The sequence below is a fragment of the Roseicitreum antarcticum genome, from assembly GCF_014681765.1.
Classification (GTDB): Bacteria; Pseudomonadota; Alphaproteobacteria; order Rhodobacterales; family Rhodobacteraceae; genus Roseicitreum; species Roseicitreum antarcticum.
Genome location: NZ_CP061502.1, coordinates 138872 through 160012 on the forward strand (window position 1 = coordinate 138872; position 21141 = coordinate 160012).

Consider the following 21141-nt stretch of genomic DNA (forward strand, 5'->3'; position numbering starts at 1 on the left):
TCGTGCTTGCTGGCGGCAAGCACGATGTGACGCGCGAAACGTAAACACGTCAGTGTTAAGCCAAATATGTTTATTTAGCGCATTACGACTACAGTAAATTGATTTAATGATGTTAAATACCCGCATGATCGCAGCCCTTTGCCAATTGAATTGATTTGCGACGCGGGTTTGTGGTGCAGCACCTCACCGGATAGCTGATGTGCGCTATAGCCGGACGACAGCCCGCAGGCCGGAGGACTTGCTTCAGGTGGTTTCTAACCCGGGACTTTGCGTCCACCGCGACAGGTGGTCTGATAATCGCCCAATCGCCAATGATCGCGGACTTTTCGGCGTCGACGGCAACGCTTAGTGCTGGTCGATGGGGCGCGCGACATCTGCGGGGTAAACACTGCACAGGCGTGCCGATAGTGTGGCCAGCGCCGTGTCGTTTCTGACATCGACAGCTTCCATACCTGCGTCACGTGCCGCAGCCAGACCCTCTGCGCTATCCTCCAGTATCAAACAGCTTTCAGGCGCGACACCAAGGCGGTGCGCGGCGCGCAAAAACAGATCTGGTGCGGGCTTGGGCTTTGCCGCGTCTTCTCGGGCCACAACGGCATCGAAGTGTTTCCGTAGGCCTGTGGCTTCCAGAAAGGCGCTCACAATGGCGCGTTCGCTGTTCGTCGCCACGGCCAGCGGGAGTTTGCCCGACAAACGAACGGCCAGCGCCGCCACCGACGGATTTGGCCGTGCATCGTGCGCCAGACGCAGCGTCGCGTCGATGCTGTCTTGTGAAAGGCGCGGCAGATCAAGCGGGCCGTCATGGTGCTGCGCAACGCGTTGGAACAGGTCGCCACGGCTGAGCCCGCTTTGCCCCACATACCAATCGTACGATATGGAAGCACCCTGCGCGGCAAGGGCGGCGCCGATGGCTTTGAAGTGAAGATCGGCGGTTAGGAGCAGTGTGCCGTCGCAGTCAAAAATCAGTGCCTTTGGTTGAACGTTCATGCCGGAATTTCCCATTTCTTTTGCTCGCCTATCGCCTTCGCCAGTTTATCGGAGGTCAACGGCTTGGACAGTGTCTGTACCCGTCCGGCGAAACCTTTCGACAGAGGGTTGTAGCTGGGCAGGTGCCCCGAGACGATAATCCCCTGCGTGGCATTCCATTTTTCAAGCGCCGCTTTTGCCAGCGACCAGCCTTCGATCTGGCCATGCAACGTCAGATCGGTCACGATCAGATCCACGCGTGTGGCTGCAATGTGGTGATGCGCCTCGCTTGCATCCTGGCAAGTGATGAGCCGTTGCGCATAGGGCAACAGAAGTCCCTGGGCGGTTGCCATATCGTTGGGATCATCTTCGACGATCAGCACCGTTCCCAGATCGGGCAACCCGTGATCAGGCGGGGGATGATCCACCACGGGTTTGGTGTGCAAGGGCAGGGTCAGTTTTACCAGTGTGCCTTTGCCGGGCTGCGACGTGATGGCAACATCGCCGCCTGATTGGCGCATGAAGCCATAGACCATGGCAAGCCCCAGCCCGGTTCCGCCGTCGCGCGCCGAAAAGAACGGTTCCATCGCATGGGCAAGGATGTCCGCGCTCATGCCGCTGCCGGTATCTTTGGCCTCGATGATGGCGTGGCCATCGTGTTCTGACACCCGCAGGGTAATCATGCCGGGCCCGTCAATGGCCTGACCGGCGTTCAGGCACAGGTTCAGAATGGCGCTTTCCATTTGTCCGGGGTCAATCAGGACGGGCAGCGCGCCCGCCTCAATCCGGATGCGAAAATCGATATCATCCCGCAAGGCAAAGCCGATCAGATCGTCCATACCTTCGACCAGCGCGGTCAGGTCGACGATCTCGGGCGCAAGATGCTGACGCCGGGCAAAGGATAGCAGCCGCTGGGTCAGCGAGGTGCCCAGATCGACGGCGCTGGAAATCGTCTGATACATCGCCTCGCGGCGGCTGTCAGACGCGGTTTGCAACAGATGCAGATTACCTGAAATGGTTGAAAGGATATTGCCGAAATCATGCGCGACCTCGCCCGATACCTTGCCCAGGGCTTCGATCCGCTGGATTTGCTGCAAACGATCTTCCATCTGGCGCCGTTCGGTCACATCGGCCACCAGAACCACCAGCCCCCCGTCGGGCAGCGCGCTTTCACGCCATTCCAGATACCGGTTGTCGGCCGTCAGCAACACCCCGTCACACAGACGATCCGGCAGCGGGGTGCAGCGCGGCAGATCGACGATCTCGGCCAGTTTAGGGCGGCCCGACAGTCTGGCGGGATCAAGCCGCAAAACCTCGGCCAGCCGGTCGTTGTGGGCAATGACAGTGCCCTGATCCGACAAGATCGCCACACCATCGCTGATGCCCGTCATCATGTTTTCAAACAGGGCGGTGCGCTGGGTCATCTGCCGGTTTGACCGATCAAGCCGGATGGCATTGGCCCTGAACACCCGGAACGCGTGGAATAGTTTGCCGATCTCGTCGCCGGTGCCTTCGCCGCGCGGCAATCCGGCCTGCCGGTCGCCCGAGGCAAGACGCACCATCGCATTTGAAATACGCCCTAAATTGGCGATCACATATTGCGATACAAACGCCGCTGCGATCAGCGCAACGATGGAACTGACGGCCCCGACGGTCAGAATGGTCGATTTTGCAACGGCAATCGCGGTGGTGGCGCGGGCGCGTTCCGCAGCGATGCTGGACTGTGCCGCCGATGTGACGGCCGCCGAATGCGCTGTCAGCGCAGATGCCGCGTTCCGAATGTTCACGAGGGCAGCTTCGGCGCGCAGCCGACTGGCAAGTTCCAACCGCCGCAACTCGAACAGGCCTTCGCGCCCTTCGGCCAGTTCGCGCAACCGTTGTTGCGCGGCATGATCGGGCCGAAATGCCGCGACACGCGCGCTTGCGACCAGCGCCACAAACTGACGTTGGTATTCACCGACACCAATCAGGTTTTCGGCCCGCCCGGCCCCCAGAAGGGCTGCGGCCTGACCTTGCAGGGTCAGCCATGCCTGCCGTTCGGCGGGGCCAACCATGTTCAGGGCAGACTGCGCGGCAAAGTTTCGTTCCAGCTTTGCCAGTTCGGCGTTTAGCCGCAAGACCTGATCGCGGTAGCCTGCCCGCGTGGCACTTTCCTGAACCAGTGTGTCAATCGCCTGATGGGCCTGATCCAGGGTTTCGATCAGGTCCGATGTTTGCGGGATATCTTGCTGAATCTCGCGCAGCAGGGTGCGCGCAGCGCCGCCTTCTTGCGCGATGCGAAACGGGCTGTCGAGCGTCAGCAAGTAAGGGGCTTCGGTCGCCAGTCGGGCGGATTGCCGTGACAACCGAAGCGCGGTGTCAACGCGCGTCAGTGTGTCATTGTGCAACCGATCCAACCGGTCGGCGCCCTTACCCAGCGCAATCCACGCAACAGAACCGACGATCAGGGTCGCGGCGGCCAATACTGTCAGGGCCAGCAACAACCGCGTCTGAATCGACAGGCGCGGCATCATGGGGTGCCGGGAATGAAGATGTAGCCCTGGCCGCGCCGGGTCTGCAAATGCACGGGTTTCGAGGGCACGGCCTCGATCTTGCGACGCAGGCGCAGGATCAGCACGTCAATGGTGCGGTCCATGTAGTGAGAAACGTCATTGCCCAGTTCGCTCAGTAATTCCATGCGTGGAATAATCCGGTCCGGATGACGCAGGAAATAGTCCAACAAGCGATATTCGGCGTTGGTCAGCGCAATTTCGGCACCATCGGCCTCAAGCAATTCGCGCCGCGTCTGGTCAAGGCGCAGGTCCCCGAACCTGACAATCGTGCTGGTGGAACGATCCGCGATCCCCAGCGCGGTATGCCCGGTGCGGCGCAGAACGGCGCGAATGCGGGCGATCAATTCGCGTGGGTTGAACGGCTTCAACAAGTAGTCGTCGGCGCCAGTTTCCAGTCCGATGATCTTGTCCATTTCGTCGCCACGCCCGGTCAGCATCACAACCGGCAGGCCGAACCTGTCCCTGATCCGCAGCGCCAGCGCGAGGCCGTTTTCACCGTTGAGGTTGAGATCAATCAAGGCCAGGTCGACCGCAGGGGTTGCGCCAAGCGAAAAAAACGAGGCGCCATCCGCCATGGCAAGCGGAGTCAGGCCGTTTTCCTGAAGCAGCGCGGCGAGCGTTGTGCGCAGATCGATGTCATCATCAATGATCGCGACAACCGGCTTGCGCGGTCCACTTGTCACCGCCGTGATTTGCTGCATAAGCCGATCCCTCTTCCCTTCGTGTATCGTCTTGTAAAACAACGTGGGATACAATTCGCATAAATGTTTACAATATTACGGCTGACAAAGGCGCCCTGTAATATTGTTCATGATTGAAGTGGCTGTGCGTAAGATAGTTCATCCAAACCCCTATCGTCCAAAGCCGATTGGCCGTGCCAGTATAGGCGACCTGCATCTGGGAGGGTGCGGAGCCATTTAGGGAGGAGACAATGATGAGAGCTGTTTCAATCAGCGCGATCGCGCTTGCGGCCAGCCTGTCGGCGGGCGCCGTCACCGCACAAAGTCTGGATGTGGTATGCTCGAACGAGCAAGCCTGGTGCGATCTGATGGCGCAGAATTTCGGTATCGATACCGGGATCGACGTGGCCATGGTACGGAAATCCACGGGCGAGGTTCTGGCCCAGATCCGGGCCGAGGCCGGAAACCCAAAGGTTGATGTATGGTGGGGCGGCACGGGCGACCCCCATCTGATCGCCGCCAACGAAGGCCTGAGCGTCGCCAGCGGTGCGGATACCTCGCAGCTTCTGGGCTGGGCACAAAACATGTCCGATATGACCGAAGGCCGGGCAATCGGCGTGCATGTCGGTCTTTTGGGCATGATGTACAACACCGAGTTGCTGGAACAAAAGGGCATGCCGGTTCCGTCATGTTGGCGCGATCTGACGAAGCCCGAATATCAAGGCGAGGTGACGGTGTCGAACCCGCAATCGTCAGGTACGGCCTACACGCAGCTTGCGACGTTGGTGCAGTTGTTTGGTGAGGATGAGGCCTTTGCCCTATTGGGCGATATTGCGCGCAATGTGAACCAGAACACGCGGTCAGGTTCTGCCCCCAGTCGGATGGTGGCGCGCGGGGAATCTACAATCTCTGTCGGTTTCATGCATGATATGGTCAATCTGAAGAAGCAGGGTTTCCCGGTCGAAATCGTGTCGCCGTGCGAAGGCACGGGGTATGAGACCGGCGCAGTATCCATCATCAACGGCACCCCGAACTTTGACGCCGCAAAGGCATGGGTCGACTATGTCTTGAGCGCAGATGCGCAATCACGGGGGCTGGAAGTGGGCGTATTCAACATCCCCTCGCACCCCGAAGCGGCGACGGACCCGGAAGCGCCTGACATGGCGTCGGTCAAGCTGATTGACTACGACTTTGCAACCTATGGATCATCTGAAACCCGCGAACGTCTGCTGCAGCGCTGGGAAGCCGAAGTGAAGTCACAAGGCGGCAACTTCGAAGAATAAATGAACCGACCTGTCTGCCCGTCCCGACATTAGTACGGGGCGGGCCGTTGGTATTTTCAGAACAGTTCAGGATAGTGATATGAAACGCACGGCGGGGCTTTGGCTTGCGATCGGGCTGGCGGGCTATTGCCTGCTGCCCTGGTACGTTGCGCAGGGCGGATTTTGGTCATTCGGCTGGCTGGCCAGCTTTACGCAAGCTGATGCGCCCGCCGCGATCTGGGCCTTCAGCGACCGGCCTTGGCTGTTGTTGCCGCTGCTGGGTCTTGCCGGTGCGGCGGGTGTGCTGTTGTTCGTCAGATCACCAATCAAAATGGCGCAAGGCCTTGTCGTCAGCGGGGCTGTCGGGCTGGGGCTGATGGCGGGCCAGGGTATGCTGGTTGTGGGCTTTGGTGCGCGTGCAACGTTGTTTGACGGCATCACACAGCCTGGCATGGGCATCGGCGCTTTTGTTACTGCGGCTGCGCTTTTGTTCATTGTCACCACGGCGATTTCCGGGCTGGGCCGGGGCCGCGGCGATGCGTTCGTGACCGGCATGGTCGGCGCGATTATCGCGTTGGTGGCGCTGTTTGTGTTCTACCCGATGAGCTTCATTCTGGTGCGCGCCTTTGAACTGCGCGGCGGCGCAGGCTTTGGTGTGTCCGAATTTCTGCCCCGCTTTTTCGCGCCGGATATCTGGTCTTTCGGCTGCTTGCGTGGGCAAGGGTCTTGCGGGGCGGCCCTCAATTCCACCATGTTGGGGCTGGCCACGGCGACAGGCACCACAATCATGGGCCTTGCCTTTGCGCTGATCTTCACGCGCACCAATTTCCCCGCAAAGCGTTTGCTGCGGGTGCTGACGATCTTGCCGATCATCACACCGCCCTTCGTGATTGGTCTGGTGCTGATCTTGCTTTTGGGGCGGTCTGGCACCCTGACGGTGTTCTTTGGCGATGTGCTCGGGGTTGAACAGACGCGGTGGCTTTATGGCTTCTGGGGTGTCTGGCTGGCACAGATGCTGTCGTTCACGCCGATTGCCTTTCTGGTGCTGATCGGGGTGGTCGAAGGCGTGTCGCCGTCGATGGAAGAGGCCAGCCAGACGCTGAACGCAAATCGCTGGCAGACGTTCCGCAACATCTCTTTGCCATTGATGCGACCGGGGCTGGCCAATGCCTTTTTGCTGGGCTTCATCGAAAGCCTGGCCGATTTTGGCAACCCGCTGGTTCTGGGCGGCAATTTCAATGTGCTGTCCACCGAGATCTACTTTGCCATCGTTGGCACCGTCGCAGACCCCGCCAAGGCAGCAATTCTGTCCCTGATCTTGCTGTCCCTGACGCTGACGGCCTTTGTCGGGCAGCGCCGCTGGCTGGGCCGCAAGAATTACGCCACCGTCACCGGCAAGGGCGACAGTGGCCGCAATGCCGCGCTGAACCCTGCGTTGCGGTGGGCCTGCTATCTGGTTGCCCTGCCATGGGCGGCGTTCACGTTGATCTTGTACGCGCTGATTATCTTTGGCAGCTTTGTGCGGCTTTGGGGGTATGACCACACCTTCACGCTGGAGCATTACCGCCGTGGCTTCAGCATCGTGCTGCGCAATGGTGTGCATTTCACAGGCGCGGCGTGGGACAGTTTCTTCACCACATTGACCATCGCAGCGATTGCCGCGCCTTTGACGGCGGCGGTGGGGCTGGCCACGGCCTATCTGCTGGTCCGCCAAAATTTCGTGGGCAAGAACGCGTTTGAATTTTCAACGATGTTGTCCTTTGCCATTCCCGGCACGGTCATCGGGGTGGCCTATGTCATGGCGTTCAACTTCCCGCCGGTGGAGCTGACCGCGACAGGCCTGATCCTGGTGATCGTGTTCATTTTCCGCAACATGCCGGTGGGTGTGCGCGGCGGAATTGCAGCCATGAGCCAACTGGACAAGTCGCTGGATGAAGCGTCGATCACGCTGGGGGCCAATTCGGCCACAACCTTGCGCCGCGTGATCCTGCCGCTGATGGGCCCTGCCATTCTGGCGGCGCTGACCTACAGCTTTGTGCGGGCGGTCACCTCGGTCTCGGCGGTGATCTTTCTTGTCTCGGCGCGCTACAATATGGCGACCTCGTTCTTGGTCGGACGGGTAGAGAACGGTGAATACGGCATCGCCATCGCCTATTCCGCTGTGCTGATTGTGACCATGCTGATGGTCATTCTTGCCCTGCAACTGGTGATCGGCCGGCGCAAACTGCGCCGCACCGACCGCATTGAAACCAATTAGTTCAGGAGAGCCCGATGAAAGGTTCCGTTCGCTTTGAAAATGTCACCAAGCGCTTTGGCGAGGTTGTGGCGCTGAAACCGTTGTCTATCGACATAGCGCCGGGGCAACTTGTGACGCTGCTGGGGCCGTCTGGTTGCGGCAAGACCACGACGCTGCGGCTGATTGCCGGGCTGGAAAGCGCCAGTGAGGGGCGCATCTTGATCGGGGGCGAGGATGTCACGCATCTGTCTGCAACCTATCGCAAGGTTTCGATGGTGTTTCAGTCATATGCCCTGTTTCCGCACATGACCGTTTTGGAAAACGTTGCTTACGGGCTGACCGTGTCGCGCGTGCCCCGCGCTGAGGCGCAGGGCAGGGCGGAACACGCGCTGCAAACCGTGGGGCTGACAGGCTTTGGCGCGCGGCTGCCGTCTGAACTTTCGGGCGGCCAGCAACAACGCGTCGCGGTCGCCCGTGCGATCGTGCTGGAACCCGAAGTGTTGCTGTTGGATGAACCGCTGTCCAATCTGGATGCAAAGTTGCGCCGCCATGTACGCGAGGAAATCCGCGAGATTCAGCAGCGGCTTGGCCTGACGGCGGTTTATGTGACCCACGATCAGGAAGAGGCGATGGCCGTGTCTGACCGGATTATCGTGATGAAAAACTCGGAGATCGCGCAGGAAGGCAGCCCGTTTGATCTGTACGACCGCCCGGCTTCGGCGTTCATTGCCGATTTTATCGGGGATGCCAACCTGATCGACGTTGAGGTTCTCAGCTCTGACGCCGAAACCCAGATTGCGTATCTGGACCGTCGCCTGACCTTGCCTTTGCGCGATGTTGCGCGGGGTCCGGCGAAAATGGTGCTGCGGCCCCATCATGTCCGCCTGTCGCGCGAGGCAGGCCCCGATACCCATCCCGTGCAGGTCAGTTATGCGGCATGGCTTGGCAACTCGATCCAGTACACGCTGGACAGCCCCATGGGGTCGATCTTTGCGATTGCTGTTCCTGAACCCAGTCCTTTGCGCAATGGTGACACCGCACATCTGCATTTTGACCCGGCGGATATCAGGCTGGTGCCAGCTTAGAAAGCAACAGCCTGCGCCAGGCCCGGGTCGTCGCGGCACTTTTCAGCACCTCGGTGCAGCCGTCGGCGCCGGTGGCTACGCCCGCCGGTCATCACGATGTTCTGCGCCCCAAAACATGACCGCGCCGCGCACTGCTTTTGCCATCGCGAACGATGGGTCGGTTGCACCGACGGGGTGCATGGCTTGAGGATCAGCGGGGGTTTGTGGCCTGCCTGGAAAAAACTGAAGCCCGGTCAGCGATCTTTGTCGGAAACACGTCTGGATCCTGATTCCGGATAGCTGGTTGCGTGGCGCATGAGATCTTTGGCAATATCAAGCGCCTGATCGGCCAAGGCATTGCGTTTCATGCGGCTGCGCGCAACAAGGATCGGCAGGTCCATTGGGTGGGTTTCGACACGGATCACGGCCAGCTTGTGCGCCGACAGTTCGGCCGCAATCGCCGTTTTTGGCAGCAGGGCCAGACCGGCACCGTCAACCGCAAGCCGGATCATCATGAAAAGGTCGTCAGTATAGAGGAAGCGGCGGTTGCGCACCTGCCCGAAGGCGGGCGCATAGGTATGATCGTGTACCGGCGACTGCCAGCCGTAGCTGATGATCGGGTACGCGCCCAGTTGCGCGTCCGAAATGACCGCAGGGTAGAGACCAGGCCGGGCCACCCAGACCATGGGATAGGTTCCCAGCCGTTCGAGGCGCAGCCGGGAGTCGGTCGCTTCCTCGGACAGGAAAGCAAGTTCAAGCTGGTCGGTCAGCAGATGGTGCAGCAAGTTGGCCGATTGATTGACCTCGATCTCCAGTCGCAGGTCGGGCTGTGTCGCCTCCAGGCGGGCTGCAAGCGCCATCAGCCAGGTCGCCGCCACCGCACCGTTGGCGCCGATGCGCAGCCGCGTTTCAACGGGAACGGCGCCTTGCCGGAACGACAGGTCATCCGTCAGGCGCAGGATCTTTTGGGCATAATCCAGAAGTTCGCGCCCCTGCTCCGTCAACGTCAGATTGCGGTCCCGGTGCAGAAGCGTCACGCCAAGCTCATCCTCCAGGCCCCGGATGCGGGACGAGACCGTGGGTTGCGAAATATTCAGCCGCTCAGCCGCGCGCCGGAAGCTGGACAGACGGTAAACCCAGAAGAATGTCTCAAGGCTGTGGATCTGCACGCAACGACACCATGATAGAAAAGTTCTATCAGCATGATCGAGTAAATCCAGTGGACTTGCAACATGCATGTATCGCGTAATGGAAAAAATGAAACGGATGGACGGCCATGACCTTTAAACTCGACCCGATGCCGACACCGGTTGCCGACCCGTTGCTAGCGCGGCTGGCGGGCTTTGAAACCGTACTTTTCGGCCATTTCCTGGACAGGGGATTGATGGACCCCGGCATCGCGCCCGCGGCGCCGGTGACGCGCGTCGTCGGGACGGCGGTCACGCTGAGTTTGCCGGGACTGGATTCCACCTTGCTGCATCACGCCGCAGGTTTGCTGCGCCCCGGCGACATCCTGGTGATCGACCGGCGCGGCGATCGCAGCGCCGCTTGCCTTGGCGGGGGCGTGGCGCGTGCCATCGTGAATGCGGGTGCGGCGGGCGTCGTGATCGACGGCTGCCATACCGATACCTCAGAACTGGCCGCGATGGGCCTGCCGGTGTTCAGCCGGGGCGCATCGGCACTGACCACGCGGCTTCAGCGGCTGGGTGGGGCGTTGAACCGGCCCGTTTCGGTCGGCGGGGTGCCAGTGCTTGCGGGCGACGCGATTCTGGCGGATGCCCTGGGCGTGGTGGCGTTCCACATATCCGAACTGGAAGCGAGCCTGACCCGCGCCGATGCGCTGCTGGCCCTGACGACACGGACCATAGCGGGGGTCGAGGGCGGCGCCTTGATCGGGGCGCTGTCGGGGGCGAGCGATATGGTGAACGGGTTTCTTGACACAGGAAGATGACGCATGGCAGCCATCCCGGATTTTGTGGACGCGGTTTTCAGGGCCTGCCCGCCTGATGCCCTTGGGTTTGTCTATGATTATTCAACCGCGCCGTTCTCGGCTGACCCCGACGAATTCGTCCTGCCTGTGGTGATCGAGGCGCGTGGGCGGGCCGAGCGGTTGGCGGCCGACTGGTGCGCGCGGCTGTATCGCGCCGACCCGGTGCAAAACCTTGCGGCAGAGATCACGCGGCCCTTTGCATGGAGCTACCACCGCAAGGAGCCTTCGCCCATCGCGCAGGATCTCGACCGGGCCGAGGTCGGCGAAGTGTCCGAGCGCTTGCTGAGTTGGCAATTGTCACGCGGCGTTACCGTGCCGTTGCATCTGCCACGGCAGGGGTTTGCGACGGCCACGGTATTTCTCCCCGAAGGCGGCAACGCGACCGCGTGTCTGGCCGAATTCGCGCTGGCCGCACATCGGTTGCAAGACAGCGTCCTTGCCGCGTTGCCGCGCCCGCGCAATCCGCTGTCCCCGCGCGAAGCGGAATGCCTCACGCTGACGGCAAAGGGGTTGTCGGCCAAGCAGATCGCCCATGCGCTGGCCCGGTCGGAAAGCATGGTGGTCAAGCATTTGCAGGCGGCCGGTGCCAAGCTGGGCGCGCGCAACCGCAGCCACGCGGTTGCGCTGGCGCAGGGTCAGGGCTGGACCCGATGAACGGCGCATGCTGCCGCGTCGCGGATCAGTCCGACATCCGACACCGCGCTGACCAGTGTATATCCGCGTTTGAACAGCGTATTCGCGGACGTATCGGGCAGGGCCGCGCCGCCAAGCAGTTTGCCGCTGTCCAGAATGCGGCTTTCGGCATCGCGCAATGCCAGCGCCAGTTCCGGCGACCCCAGATCGCCAAAGCTGCCATAGTCAGTTGTCAAGTCCAGCGGTCCGAGGAAAAGCATGTCGATTCCGGGTGTCGCGGCGATTTCGTCGATTGCCTCCAACCCGGCACGGCTTTCGATCATCACGGCCAGCAGCAGGCTTTCATTCGCCCGTTCCGCATGCCCGCCTTCTGCATGTCCGGCGTCGGTGCCATAAAGCGCCGCGCGCGACACGGTGAACTGCGCGCCGCGCCGCCCGACCGGCGCGTAGCGCGCCGCCTCGGCAATGGCGCGCGCCTCAACGGCCGAGCGGACGTCAGGCACCATAAGACCGTCGAACCCGGCATCCAGCAATGGCTTGATCGCGGCGGGCGACCCGTCGCGGGCCCGCGCCATGACGAACGCCGCAGAGGTGCTGCGGATCGCGCGCAGCATGTGCAGCGCCCCGGCCATATCGGCACAGGCGTGTTCGCGGTCCACGATCAGCAGTGGAAAACCGGCCAGCGCGATGATTTCGGCCACGTCGGGCTGATCGAGGAACAGAAAGGCGGCGGGCAGTCGGCCCCCCGAAAGCAGGGTCTGGCGCAAGGGTTTCATGACGAACCTCCGTTTGATGCCTATCCTAACGCCGCGCGGCGGGTCTGGCAGGGTGCAAGATCTTGCAGCTTTCGCCGCCACCTCCGCCTGATGCAGCATCGGCACACAATGGATGAGACAAGGACCGCCCCAATGCCTGCGACATGCGACACCCGCGAGGGGGTGGCCCCCTTCAGGGGGCATCAGACCTGGTACCGGGTCACCGGCGATCTGCACAGCGGGCTGGCGCCACTGGTCGTCTTGCATGGCGGGCCGGGCTGCACGCATGATTATGTGGATGCCTACAAGGCTGTTGCCGCGACGGGCCGGGCCGTCATCCATTACGATCAACTGGGCAACGGGCGGTCTTCGCATCTGCCCGATGCCGGTGCCGGGTTCTGGACGGTGTCGCTGTTCCTCGACGAATTGGATTGCCTGCTGGCGCACCTGGGCATTGCGGATGCCTACTGTCTTCTGGGGCAAAGCTGGGGTGGGATGCTGGCGGCAGAACATGCGGTGCGCCGTCCTGCCGGGTTGCAAGCGCTGATCATCGCCAATTCACCCAGCGCTTTCCCGACCTGGGTGGAAGAGGCGCTGCGCCTGCGCCGGGAATTGCCCGGTGGCATCCATCAGACTCTGCTTGCCCATGAAGAGCGGGGTGACTTCACGCATCCCGAATATCTGGCCGCGACGGAGGTCTTCTACCGCAACCATGTCTGCCGTATGGACCCATGGCCGCCCGAGGTGGTGGCGACCTTTGATGCCATCGCCGAAGACCCAACCGTTTATCACACCATGAACGGCCCGACAGAATTTCATGTCATCGGCACATTGAAGGATTGGACCATCGAGGACCGTCTGCACCGTGTTGCGACCGCGACGCTGGTTATGACCGGTCGTTTCGACGAGGCCACGCCCCGTGCCGCCGAAGCCTATGCGAACCTTATCCCCGACGCCGAATGGCTGATCCTCGGAAATTCAAGCCATATGCCGCATCTCGAAGAGCATGATCTTTGCATGGCCGTGGTGGCGGATTTCCTGGCACGCAAAACCGACAGGAATGTTCAATGACCGTTTTCGCCGCGATCCAGATGTGTTCCACCGCTGATGTGGTGCAGAACAACCGCACCATCGCTGCGCTGATGCGTGAGGCCGCCGCGCAAGGCGCGCAGGTGGTCAGCCTGCCCGAGGCCGCCAATATATTGCTGAAGGATCAGATGGATTATCCGCGCCTGTGTCAGGACGAGGGCGCGGATACCACGCTGGCCCTGTGCAGACAGCTTGCCGACGAACTGGGGATCTGGGTTCATACCGGGTCGCTTCTGGTGCGCACGCCGAATGGTGACCGGGTCTGGAACCGGAGCCATGTGATTTCGCCCGCAGGGCAGGTCACGGCGCGGTATGACAAGATCCACACCTTTGACGTGGCCCTTGGCGGCGCGGGGGATTTCATCGAAAGCCGCGCCGTTGCGCCAGGTGAGGCCGGCGCGGTGATCTGCACCGCAGCGGGGCACTGCTTGGGCTTGTCGATTTGTTATGACCTGCGCTTTCCCTATCTGTTTCGCGCATTGGCGGCAGCAGGCGCCGGTGTCTTGATGATCCCGGCCTCATTTTCGCCGATCACCGGGCCGCTGCATTGGGAAACGCTGTTACGTGCGCGCGCAATCGAGACCGGGTCATATGTGGTCGCGGCAGCGCAATGCGGCATCCGCGACGGGGTTGCCACCTATGGCCAGTCGCGGATCATTTCGCCCATGGGGGAGATCCTGGCCGCCACCGGCGACGCGCCCGGTGTCATTCTGGCGCAGATCGACGCGGCAGAGGTCGCGCGTACCCGCGCACGCCTGCCGGTATTGTCCCAAACGCGCGAGATTGGCGAGGTGACGCATGCCAATTGAACCGCGTGGATGCTGGCCGGGCACGGCGGGGAACAACCCTTGCGCAAAATTGGCGCCAATTTATGCGGCTATCCTGGTGCCGCCGGACATTGGCGGTCCTGTCCCGCGCATTGGCGGGGAGGCCGGACAATGACCCTGCCCCCGAAGCCGACCCAAGCGGACACCTTGCCCGATATGGCAGCGGGTCTGCGCCCTGATGAACGTGTGGGCCCCCTTGCAGGCCTGCCGACCTGCGCCCTTGACGGCACGGACTGGCGCTATGTCCTGTGTCCGGCGGACAGCCCTGATGCACCGATGCTGATTGCGGCCCATGGCAGCGACCGGGATATCGCGGGGCTGGTCACGGGGCTAGGCATGGACGGCGCGGTGTCGCTGCTTGCGCCCTATTTCCCTGCAAGCATCGCGGGACAAGATACCCAGGACGATTACAAATTCCTTGTGGGCGGCCTGAGCTACCTGCACCTGATGGACCGGATCATTGCCAGCGCGCTGGAGCGCCTGCCCCGGTCCCCCCGGCGCATCTGGCTGTTCGGCTTTTCAGGCGGCGCACAATTCGCGCAGCGCTATGCGCTGTTTCGTGCCAGTCGGCTGGACGGCCTGCTGTTGGCCGCGCCGGGCGGCGTCACCTTGTTGCGCGATGACGTGGCATGGTGGCCCGGGCTGGCAGGTGCCGAGGCCGCAATCGGTGAGCGTCCGGATCTGGCGGGTCTTGCGCGGCTGCGCACGGCGCTTCTGGTCGGGTCTGAGGATCACGCGGCAGGGCTGGTCGCCCGTGACCCGGGCACACGTTTTGGTGCCGCCGACAGCGCATTGGCAGGCCGCACGCGGATCGAGCGGACCTACGCCCTGCGCGACAGCCTGCACGCCCATGGCGCGCCGGTCACGCTGCGCGAAATACCCGGTGCAGGACATCAGCTTGCCCCCTGCACCACAGCGGCTTCGCAAGTGATGCGAAGCTGGCTGATCAACGACAATGCAAGCATCCCATCCCCCACCAACAGGAGATCGACATGAAACATCTATGGATTGCCGGAACCACGGCGCTGCTGCTTGCGGGTTCTGCCAGCGCACAGACCCCGCCCGCAGGTTATCCGGCGGATTACGCCGACCTGATCGCTGCGGCAAGAACCGAAGGCTCGTTGCTGATCTATACCAATCTGTCGAATGACAACCTCGGGCCGGTCATCGACGCCTTCAAGGAGGTCTACCCCGATATTGACGTGCAATCGGTCGAGATGGGGCCGTCGGAAGCATTCTCGCGCTATGCCGCAGAAACCGGCACGGGGGTGGCCAGCGCGGATCTGGTCGTTGCAAACTCCATTCCGGACTGGGTGCGCGCGGTCGAGGGTGGCACGCTGGACCCTTATACGTCGCCCGAGCAGGCGAATCTGCCGGGCTGGTCCTATCCTGAGCCGGGGCTTTATACGTTCTCGACCGATCCGATGGTGACGATCTACAACAAGCTGACCGTGCCCGCAGACCTTCAGGTTGCGTCGATGGAAGCGTATTTCGCCAACATTACTGCGCATCCCGATGTGTTCGAAGGCAAGGTGGGCACCTATGACGGGCGCTATGCCTTTGGTGGCTCCATCGGCTACGCCTTTGCCGCGCATCACGGCGACGCGGCATGGGAATGGTTCGCCGCAGCAGGGCCGATGACGCGCCCGGGCGGCGGCGCCGGTGGCATGATCGAACGCACCCTGACGGGCGAACTGGCATCGTCATTCTTCGTATCCGCGCCCGTGGTGCTGAGCCGCCTTGACCCGGCGCTGGAACAGGTGCTGGGCTGGACCTTCCCGTCCGACGGCACGCCGGTCTTTCTGCGTGGCATGGGGATCATGGCCGAGGCGCAAAACAAGGCCGCCGCGCGCGTGTTTCTGGATTTCGTCCTGTCCGAGCCTGGGCAGTATGCGGTCGCTGCGGGGAACCTGACGCCCTATCGCCCGGGTGTCGCGCCCGAGGCACCGAATGTCTATTCCCTGGATGAGGTCATCGCGGCAATCGGTGATGCGGAAAAGCTGATCATGATCGACTACGACAGCGATATGGTCGCCAATTTTGAGGCTTTCACCACCCGCTGGGGCGCAGCTTTCAACATGTAAGCCGGTCCGGGCCGGTCCTGCGCTGCGTCGCGGACCGGCCCGCATGCGAGGGGAAATTCCATGGCTCATGCGACACTGACACACCGGATGGCGGGGGGCGGCGCGCCCGGACCCGCTGGCCGGACCTTTGACCGGGCACGGCTTGCCCAATGGCTGATCTTTGTGGTCACGGCATCGCTGATGCTGGCGCCGGCCCTGCCGATCTTGCTTCAAGTGGTGATCGACCGGCCGCTTTATGCGGATGACTGGCAGTTCACCCTGTCCAATATTGCCGATATTGTCCAATCCCGGCGCATCGGGCAAATTGCCCTGACCACGGCGGTTTTCGCGTTTTTCAGTGTCATCATCGCCGAGGTGCTGGGCATTGGTGCGGCCTTGCTGATCGGGCGCACCGACCTGCCGGGGCGTCGGGTCATGGGCGATGTGCTGATGTGGCCGTTGTATCTGTCGCATCTGATCTTCGCGCTTGGCTGGGTCGTGATGTACGGGCCATCGGGTTTCATCACGCAATCCATCGCGCAACAGGCGGGTGGCGCGCCGTGGAACCTCTATTCCATTGCGGGCATGTCGCTTGTCGCGGGCATATCGCAGGCGCCGCTGGCTTATCTCTATTGCCTTTATGGCGCGGTGCGGTCGGTCGATTCCACGCTGGAAAGCGCCGCGCGGACCGTTGGCGCAGGCCCGCTTCAGGTCTTGCGCAAGGTTACCCTGCCGCTGATGGTGCCGTCGATCATCACCTCTTCGGCGCTGAACCTGGTCATTGCGGTGGAAACCCTGTCGATTCCCCTGTTTCTGGCGCGACCGGCGCGCATTGATACCCTGTCCACCTTTCTTTACGCCGAAGGCATCGCGGCATCGAATCCGAACCATGGGCTGGTGGCAGCGTCCTCGCTGCTGCTGATGGTGCTGGTCGGCTCGGCGCTGGTGGTGCAGCGCTTGCTGTTGCGGCAGGGCCACAGGTTTGAAACCGTGAAGGGCAAGGGTAGCCGCCCGATGGTGCTGAGCCTTGGCCGGATGCGCTGGCCGATGGCCGCGCTTTTCGGGCTGATCTTGCTGGTCGCGGTTGTGGTGCCGATCGCCGGGATCATCTTGCGGGCCTTCACCTCGTTTCTGTCGCCGCTGGTGCCCGTGGCGTCGGTGCTCACCTGGGCGAATTTCGAGCGGCTTTTCGGCAATCAGGCCAATATCCGCGCCATCACCAACACGGTCGAGATTTCGCTTCTGTCCGCCGGGCTGGGCACCGCGCTGGCGGTTGCGGTGGCGCTGGTTATCCAGCGCTCATCCTTCCGGTTTACCGGCACGCTGGAGGCACTGGCCTATTCGCCGCGCGTGATCCCGGGCATGATTACCGGGCTGGGTGTTTTCTACGCGGCGATCATCCTGCCGCCGATGGGCTGGCTGCGCGGCAATATCGGGATCATGGTGGTTGCCTATGTCATGGCGACACTGCCGCTGGCGCTGGGTGTGATCCAGCCTGCGATTGTGCAGATCAGCCGAGACCTGGACAAGGCGGCCCGTACGGTAGGCGCCGACTGGGTCAGTTCAATGCGGCTGATCATGGTGCCGCTGCTGAAACCGGCGCTGCTGGGTGCTTTCATCTTGCTGTTCGTTTTTCATCTCAAGTCCTACATCATCGCCATCTTCCTGATTGCGCCGGGGCTGGAGGTCATGGGGGTAACCATGCTGTCGCTCTGGACCAATGGTGATGTCGGGGAACTGGCCGCCTTCGCAACCCTTCAGATTGTGATGATCGCTGCGCTGCTGATCGTCTCGCGTCTGCTTTTCAAGGTAAAGATCTATGACTGAACTTGTGCTGACCAATGTATCGCGCCGCTATGGTGCCGCCCTGGCGATCGACCGTGTGTCACTGAGTGTCGAGGACGGTGAGTTCCTGACCCTGCTGGGCCCGTCGGGTTGTGGAAAGTCAACGACCCTGTCGGCCATTGCCGGGCTGGATCATCCGACCGGCGGGCGGATCACATTCGGGGACCGTGTGCTTTTCGATGCTGAAACCGGTGCCTTCCTGCCACCCGAGGCACGGGGCTTCGGTGTGGTCTTCCAGAGCTATGCGCTGTGGCCGCACCTGAGCGTCGAGGACAATGTGGGCATGTCCCTGAAGCTGCGCAAAGTGCCTGCAGTGGAACGCCGGCGCCGGATCGCCGAGACGTTGGAATTGGTCGAGCTTGGACAGTTGGCCAAACGCTATCCGGGAGAGTTGTCGGGCGGCCAGCAACAGCGCGTCGCGCTGGCACGGGCCATTGTGTTCCGACCACCGCTGCTCTTGCTGGATGAACCATTGTCCAATCTGGACGCGCAATTGCGCCAGCAGGCGCGCAGCTGGCTGAAGGATATCCAACGCGAACTGGGCCTGACCACAATCTATGTAACCCACGATCAGGACGAGGCGCTGGCCATGTCTGACCGCATCGTTGTCATGCGCGGCGGCAAGGTGGTCCAACTGGGCACGCCGCAGCAGATATACACCGACCCTATCCATCCGTTTGCCGCCAGTTTCATCGGCAATGCAAACCTCCTCGAGGTTACGGGTCCACCTTCGGACACTTCAGGGCCCTGCGAGGTCAGGCTGGCCGACGGGCAGGTCGTGCGCGCGCGTACACCGCATGCGGGGCTACCCGAGGGCGCACAATTGCTGGCGATCCGACCGCATCTGATCAGCTGCACTGCGGTGGCGGAGGCAAGCGAGGTCAAGGTCACCTTTGGGCCCGAAAGCTATCTTGGCGATCATTTCGAGCAAGAAGCGCAGGTAGCCGGTATGACCCTGCGCCTCAGCCTGGAGGCTCCGCAACCGCGCGGTGCCGGGCGCATCTGGATCCGGGCGCAGGACGCGGTGGTCTTTGCCGCCACGACGTGAGGGGCAGGGCATGGACGCGACCGAAGCCGACACCCCGGAGCATGTCACCGACCGCCTGCGCAGCGATATTGTTCTGGGCGCGTTGCGTCCGGGTGAGTGGCTACGCCAATCGGATCTGCAAGACCGCTACGGTTGCACGCGCAGCGCAGCCCGGTCAGCCCTGACACGGCTGACAGTGGACCGCATCGTGGAACATGCGCCAAACCGAGGGTTCCGGGTGGCCCAGCCTTCGATCGAGGTCAGGTCGGAAATCACCGAAGTGCGGCTGACGCTGGAAACGCTGGCTGCGGGACAGGTCGTTGACAACGCCGGGGCGGCGGATATTTCTGCGATCCGCAGCGCTGCCCAGGCCTTTGATGCCGGGGTTGACGTGCTGCCGTTTCAGCAGATGCGGCGCCTGAACCACGCCTTTCACCGCGTTTTTTATTCGCCGCTGCGCAACCACACGCTTTATGGGCTTATCAATGAACTGCGTGAGCGCGATCTGCCAAATGACTGGTCGAACTGGTCAACTTCGGCGAAAGTTCGACAATCGAGTTCAGATCACCTGGACATGGTTGCGGCGCTGGTTGCGCGGGACACGCAGCGGCTGTGTTCGATCGTCCGTTCTCACCTTACAAACTGGACCGAGATGTATTGAACGATGGCAACGGCGCGATTGCGGCTGTTGACGCCGGGCGGTGCAGGCACGTCTCGTCGTGCGCGGATACATGGCAAACCCGCTTCCGTCGCTTGCGATGCGATGCAACACGAAGTGGCTGCGTATGCCGCGGCGGACCCCTGCACTGCCCAGGAAAACTGTTCCCGGCGGTGTCGACGCCGACCTGCAAGATCTTGCAGGTTCACCGAAGCGGGGTTCCATGCCAAGCTGTCGGGTAGTTGAAGGGGGAAGGAACAGCAAGCCTTGGGGTTCACGATCAGCTGACAAGGGACGCACCGGTCGCAGGCCCTGCGACAGCTATCAACTATACGCGCGCCTGCTTCCAGAAGATGCGCCCCGCAATGCGCGCCCCGGGGGACTGCTGCTGTGTACCGAATATCCGAAAGGCCGGCACAGAAGTCGGCCATCTCCTGCCCAGAGCCCGTACAATCTGGCCATTTTCCAACAAGCGAGGACAAACGCATGATCAAGAACACAGGCTTTATACTCTGCACCGCACTGACACTGGCGATGTCTGGCGCAGCCAGCGCAGACACAACCTGGCGCATGGCGACCAAGATGCCGGTGGACAGCCCCGAGGGTCGGGTCTTCGAGAGGTTTGCAGAGCTGACCGAGGATTACACCGACGGTGCGCTGACAATCACCATCTTTCCGAACGAGCAGCTCGGCAAGGAGAACGCCGTTCTTGAACAGTTGCAGGCCAATATCGTTCAGCTCTACGCCGAGGGCTATGGCTACATGAAGAAATGGGAGCCGGCGCTGGACTGGACCGCACCGTCATTCGTCTTTGACGACTACGATCACTGGGTCCGTTTCATGCAGACGGATCTTGTGCAAAGCTGGTTCGACAATGCGGCCGAGCAGGCTGGCGTCCGTATGCTTGGTGATCCGACACGCATTCTGCGCGGCCCCTTTCTGGTCACGGTATCCAACGTCCCGATCAATTCGGCCGCAGATTATCAGGGGCTGAAGCTGCGCATGCACGAGAGCACCCGCGCCATCGACGCATGGACGGCACTCGGGGCTGAAGTGATCACACTGCCGTGGACAGAGGTCTATCAGTCGATCTCCAAGGGTATCGTCGAGGGGCTCAACTCCCCGATCGCGCTGGTCGAAGCGATGCGCTTCAACGAGGTCGCCCCCCATATCACCCGGATTGACGAGTTCTGGCAGTCCATCGGCTTCATGGTGAATGCACAGGCCTATGAAGCGCTGGACGACGAGACGCGCATGGGGCTGCTGAAAGCCTATGATGAGGCAGGTGCCTTCTCACGCGAGTTGATGTTCGATGTTGCACAACAGAGCATCGCCCGGATGCAAGAGCAAGGCGCAACTTACTCGGTTCTCGATACGTCACCGCTGATCGAGACGATGGCAACCTACTATCAGGAGCAGGAAGCCGCCGGAAACCTCCCGGTGGGCATGCTGGATGCCATCGAGGCGACCCGAGACAGCACGCAGTGAGACAGC

18 protein-coding genes are annotated in these 21141 nt (G+C 61.9%); 13 read left to right on the forward strand and 5 right to left on the reverse strand.

Annotated elements, in window-relative coordinates; all coding sequences use genetic code 11:
* Window positions 1-345 precede the first annotated feature (345 nt).
* Genes H9529_RS19180 through H9529_RS19190 form a run of 3 tightly spaced genes read right to left on the reverse strand, consistent with a single transcriptional unit; the run spans window position 346 to window position 4219 of the window.
* Complete coding sequence (locus H9529_RS19180) at window positions 346-987, reverse strand: HAD family hydrolase (RefSeq protein WP_176847078.1); 642 nt, start codon at window positions 985-987, stop codon at window positions 346-348.
* Complete coding sequence (locus tag H9529_RS19185) at window positions 984-3479, reverse strand: ATP-binding protein (protein ID WP_092888953.1); 2496 nt, start codon at window positions 3477-3479, stop codon at window positions 984-986. Before H9529_RS19185 ends, H9529_RS19180 begins: the two co-directional genes overlap by 4 nt.
* Window positions 3476-4219 (reverse strand): response regulator, encoded by a 744-nt coding sequence (locus tag H9529_RS19190; RefSeq protein WP_092888950.1) that lies wholly within the window; start codon window positions 4217-4219, stop codon window positions 3476-3478. Before H9529_RS19190 ends, H9529_RS19185 begins: the two co-directional genes overlap by 4 nt.
* A 230-nt stretch (window positions 4220-4449) precedes the next feature.
* Here H9529_RS19190 and H9529_RS19195 point away from each other — a divergent pair, with 230 nt between their 5' ends.
* The 3 genes from H9529_RS19195 to H9529_RS19205 all read left to right on the forward strand — a co-directional run bounded on the left by H9529_RS19195 (window position 4450) and on the right by H9529_RS19205 (window position 8781).
* Window positions 4450-5481, forward strand: a complete 1032-nt coding sequence (locus H9529_RS19195) for an ABC transporter substrate-binding protein (protein ID WP_092888947.1) — start codon at window positions 4450-4452, stop codon at window positions 5479-5481.
* Window positions 5482-5560: 79 nt separating this feature from the next.
* Window positions 5561-7717, forward strand: coding sequence for an ABC transporter permease (locus H9529_RS19200; RefSeq protein ID WP_092888944.1), 2157 nt, complete (start codon window positions 5561-5563; stop codon window positions 7715-7717).
* 14 nt (window positions 7718-7731) lie between these two features.
* Window positions 7732-8781, forward strand: coding sequence for an ABC transporter ATP-binding protein (locus H9529_RS19205; RefSeq protein ID WP_092888941.1), 1050 nt, complete (start codon window positions 7732-7734; stop codon window positions 8779-8781).
* 233 nt (window positions 8782-9014) lie between these two features.
* Here the strand turns inward: H9529_RS19205 and H9529_RS19210 are convergent, their stop codons facing one another.
* The gene (locus H9529_RS19210) at window positions 9015-9929 is read right to left on the reverse strand and encodes a LysR family transcriptional regulator (protein WP_092888937.1); all 915 of its coding nucleotides are present in this window, start codon (window positions 9927-9929) and stop codon (window positions 9015-9017) included.
* Between the two features lie 107 nt (window positions 9930-10036).
* Here H9529_RS19210 and H9529_RS19215 point away from each other — a divergent pair, with 107 nt between their 5' ends.
* Both H9529_RS19215 and H9529_RS19220 read left to right on the forward strand, forming a co-directional pair.
* Window positions 10037-10711: an RraA family protein gene (locus H9529_RS19215; RefSeq protein ID WP_092888934.1), complete on the forward strand. Its 675-nt coding sequence runs from the start codon at window positions 10037-10039 to the stop codon at window positions 10709-10711.
* Between the two features lie 3 nt (window positions 10712-10714).
* A complete protein-coding gene (locus H9529_RS19220) occupies window positions 10715-11404 on the forward strand; it encodes a helix-turn-helix transcriptional regulator (RefSeq protein WP_092888931.1) in 690 nt (229 codons plus the stop codon).
* Here the strand turns inward: H9529_RS19220 and H9529_RS19225 are convergent.
* Window positions 11386-12159 (reverse strand): HpcH/HpaI aldolase family protein, encoded by a 774-nt coding sequence (locus tag H9529_RS19225; protein WP_092888928.1) that lies wholly within the window; start codon window positions 12157-12159, stop codon window positions 11386-11388. The two genes, H9529_RS19220 and H9529_RS19225, sit on opposite strands and share 19 nt — an antisense overlap.
* A 132-nt stretch (window positions 12160-12291) precedes the next feature.
* On the opposite strand from H9529_RS19225, the gene H9529_RS19230 reads away from it, so the two are divergent.
* The 8 genes from H9529_RS19230 to H9529_RS19265 all read left to right on the forward strand — a co-directional run bounded on the left by H9529_RS19230 (window position 12292) and on the right by H9529_RS19265 (window position 21135).
* Window positions 12292-13209, forward strand: a complete 918-nt coding sequence (locus H9529_RS19230; RefSeq protein ID WP_092888925.1) for a proline iminopeptidase-family hydrolase — start codon at window positions 12292-12294, stop codon at window positions 13207-13209.
* On the forward strand, window positions 13206-14036 hold the full coding sequence (locus H9529_RS19235; RefSeq protein WP_092888922.1) for a nitrilase-related carbon-nitrogen hydrolase: 831 nt from the start codon (window positions 13206-13208) through the stop codon (window positions 14034-14036). Before H9529_RS19230 ends, H9529_RS19235 begins: the two co-directional genes overlap by 4 nt.
* Window positions 14037-14165: 129 nt before the next feature.
* The gene (locus H9529_RS19240; RefSeq protein WP_223814430.1) at window positions 14166-15050 is read left to right on the forward strand and encodes an alpha/beta hydrolase; all 885 of its coding nucleotides are present in this window, start codon (window positions 14166-14168) and stop codon (window positions 15048-15050) included.
* Complete coding sequence (locus H9529_RS19245; RefSeq protein WP_092888919.1) at window positions 15047-16138, forward strand: ABC transporter substrate-binding protein; 1092 nt, start codon at window positions 15047-15049, stop codon at window positions 16136-16138. The genes H9529_RS19240 and H9529_RS19245 overlap by 4 nt, the downstream gene beginning before the upstream one ends.
* 60 nt (window positions 16139-16198) lie before the next feature.
* Entirely contained in the window at window positions 16199-17944 is a 1746-nt protein-coding gene (locus tag H9529_RS19250; protein ID WP_223814431.1) for an ABC transporter permease, read from the forward strand.
* The gene (locus H9529_RS19255; protein WP_092888913.1) at window positions 17937-19010 is read left to right on the forward strand and encodes an ABC transporter ATP-binding protein; all 1074 of its coding nucleotides are present in this window, start codon (window positions 17937-17939) and stop codon (window positions 19008-19010) included. Before H9529_RS19250 ends, H9529_RS19255 begins: the two co-directional genes overlap by 8 nt.
* A 10-nt stretch (window positions 19011-19020) precedes the next feature.
* Complete coding sequence (locus H9529_RS19260) at window positions 19021-19650, forward strand: GntR family transcriptional regulator (protein ID WP_092888910.1); 630 nt, start codon at window positions 19021-19023, stop codon at window positions 19648-19650.
* 483 nt (window positions 19651-20133) lie between these two features.
* Window positions 20134-21135 (forward strand): TRAP transporter substrate-binding protein, encoded by a 1002-nt coding sequence (locus tag H9529_RS19265; protein ID WP_092888908.1) that lies wholly within the window; start codon window positions 20134-20136, stop codon window positions 21133-21135.
* Window positions 21136-21141: the final 6 nt, after the last annotated feature.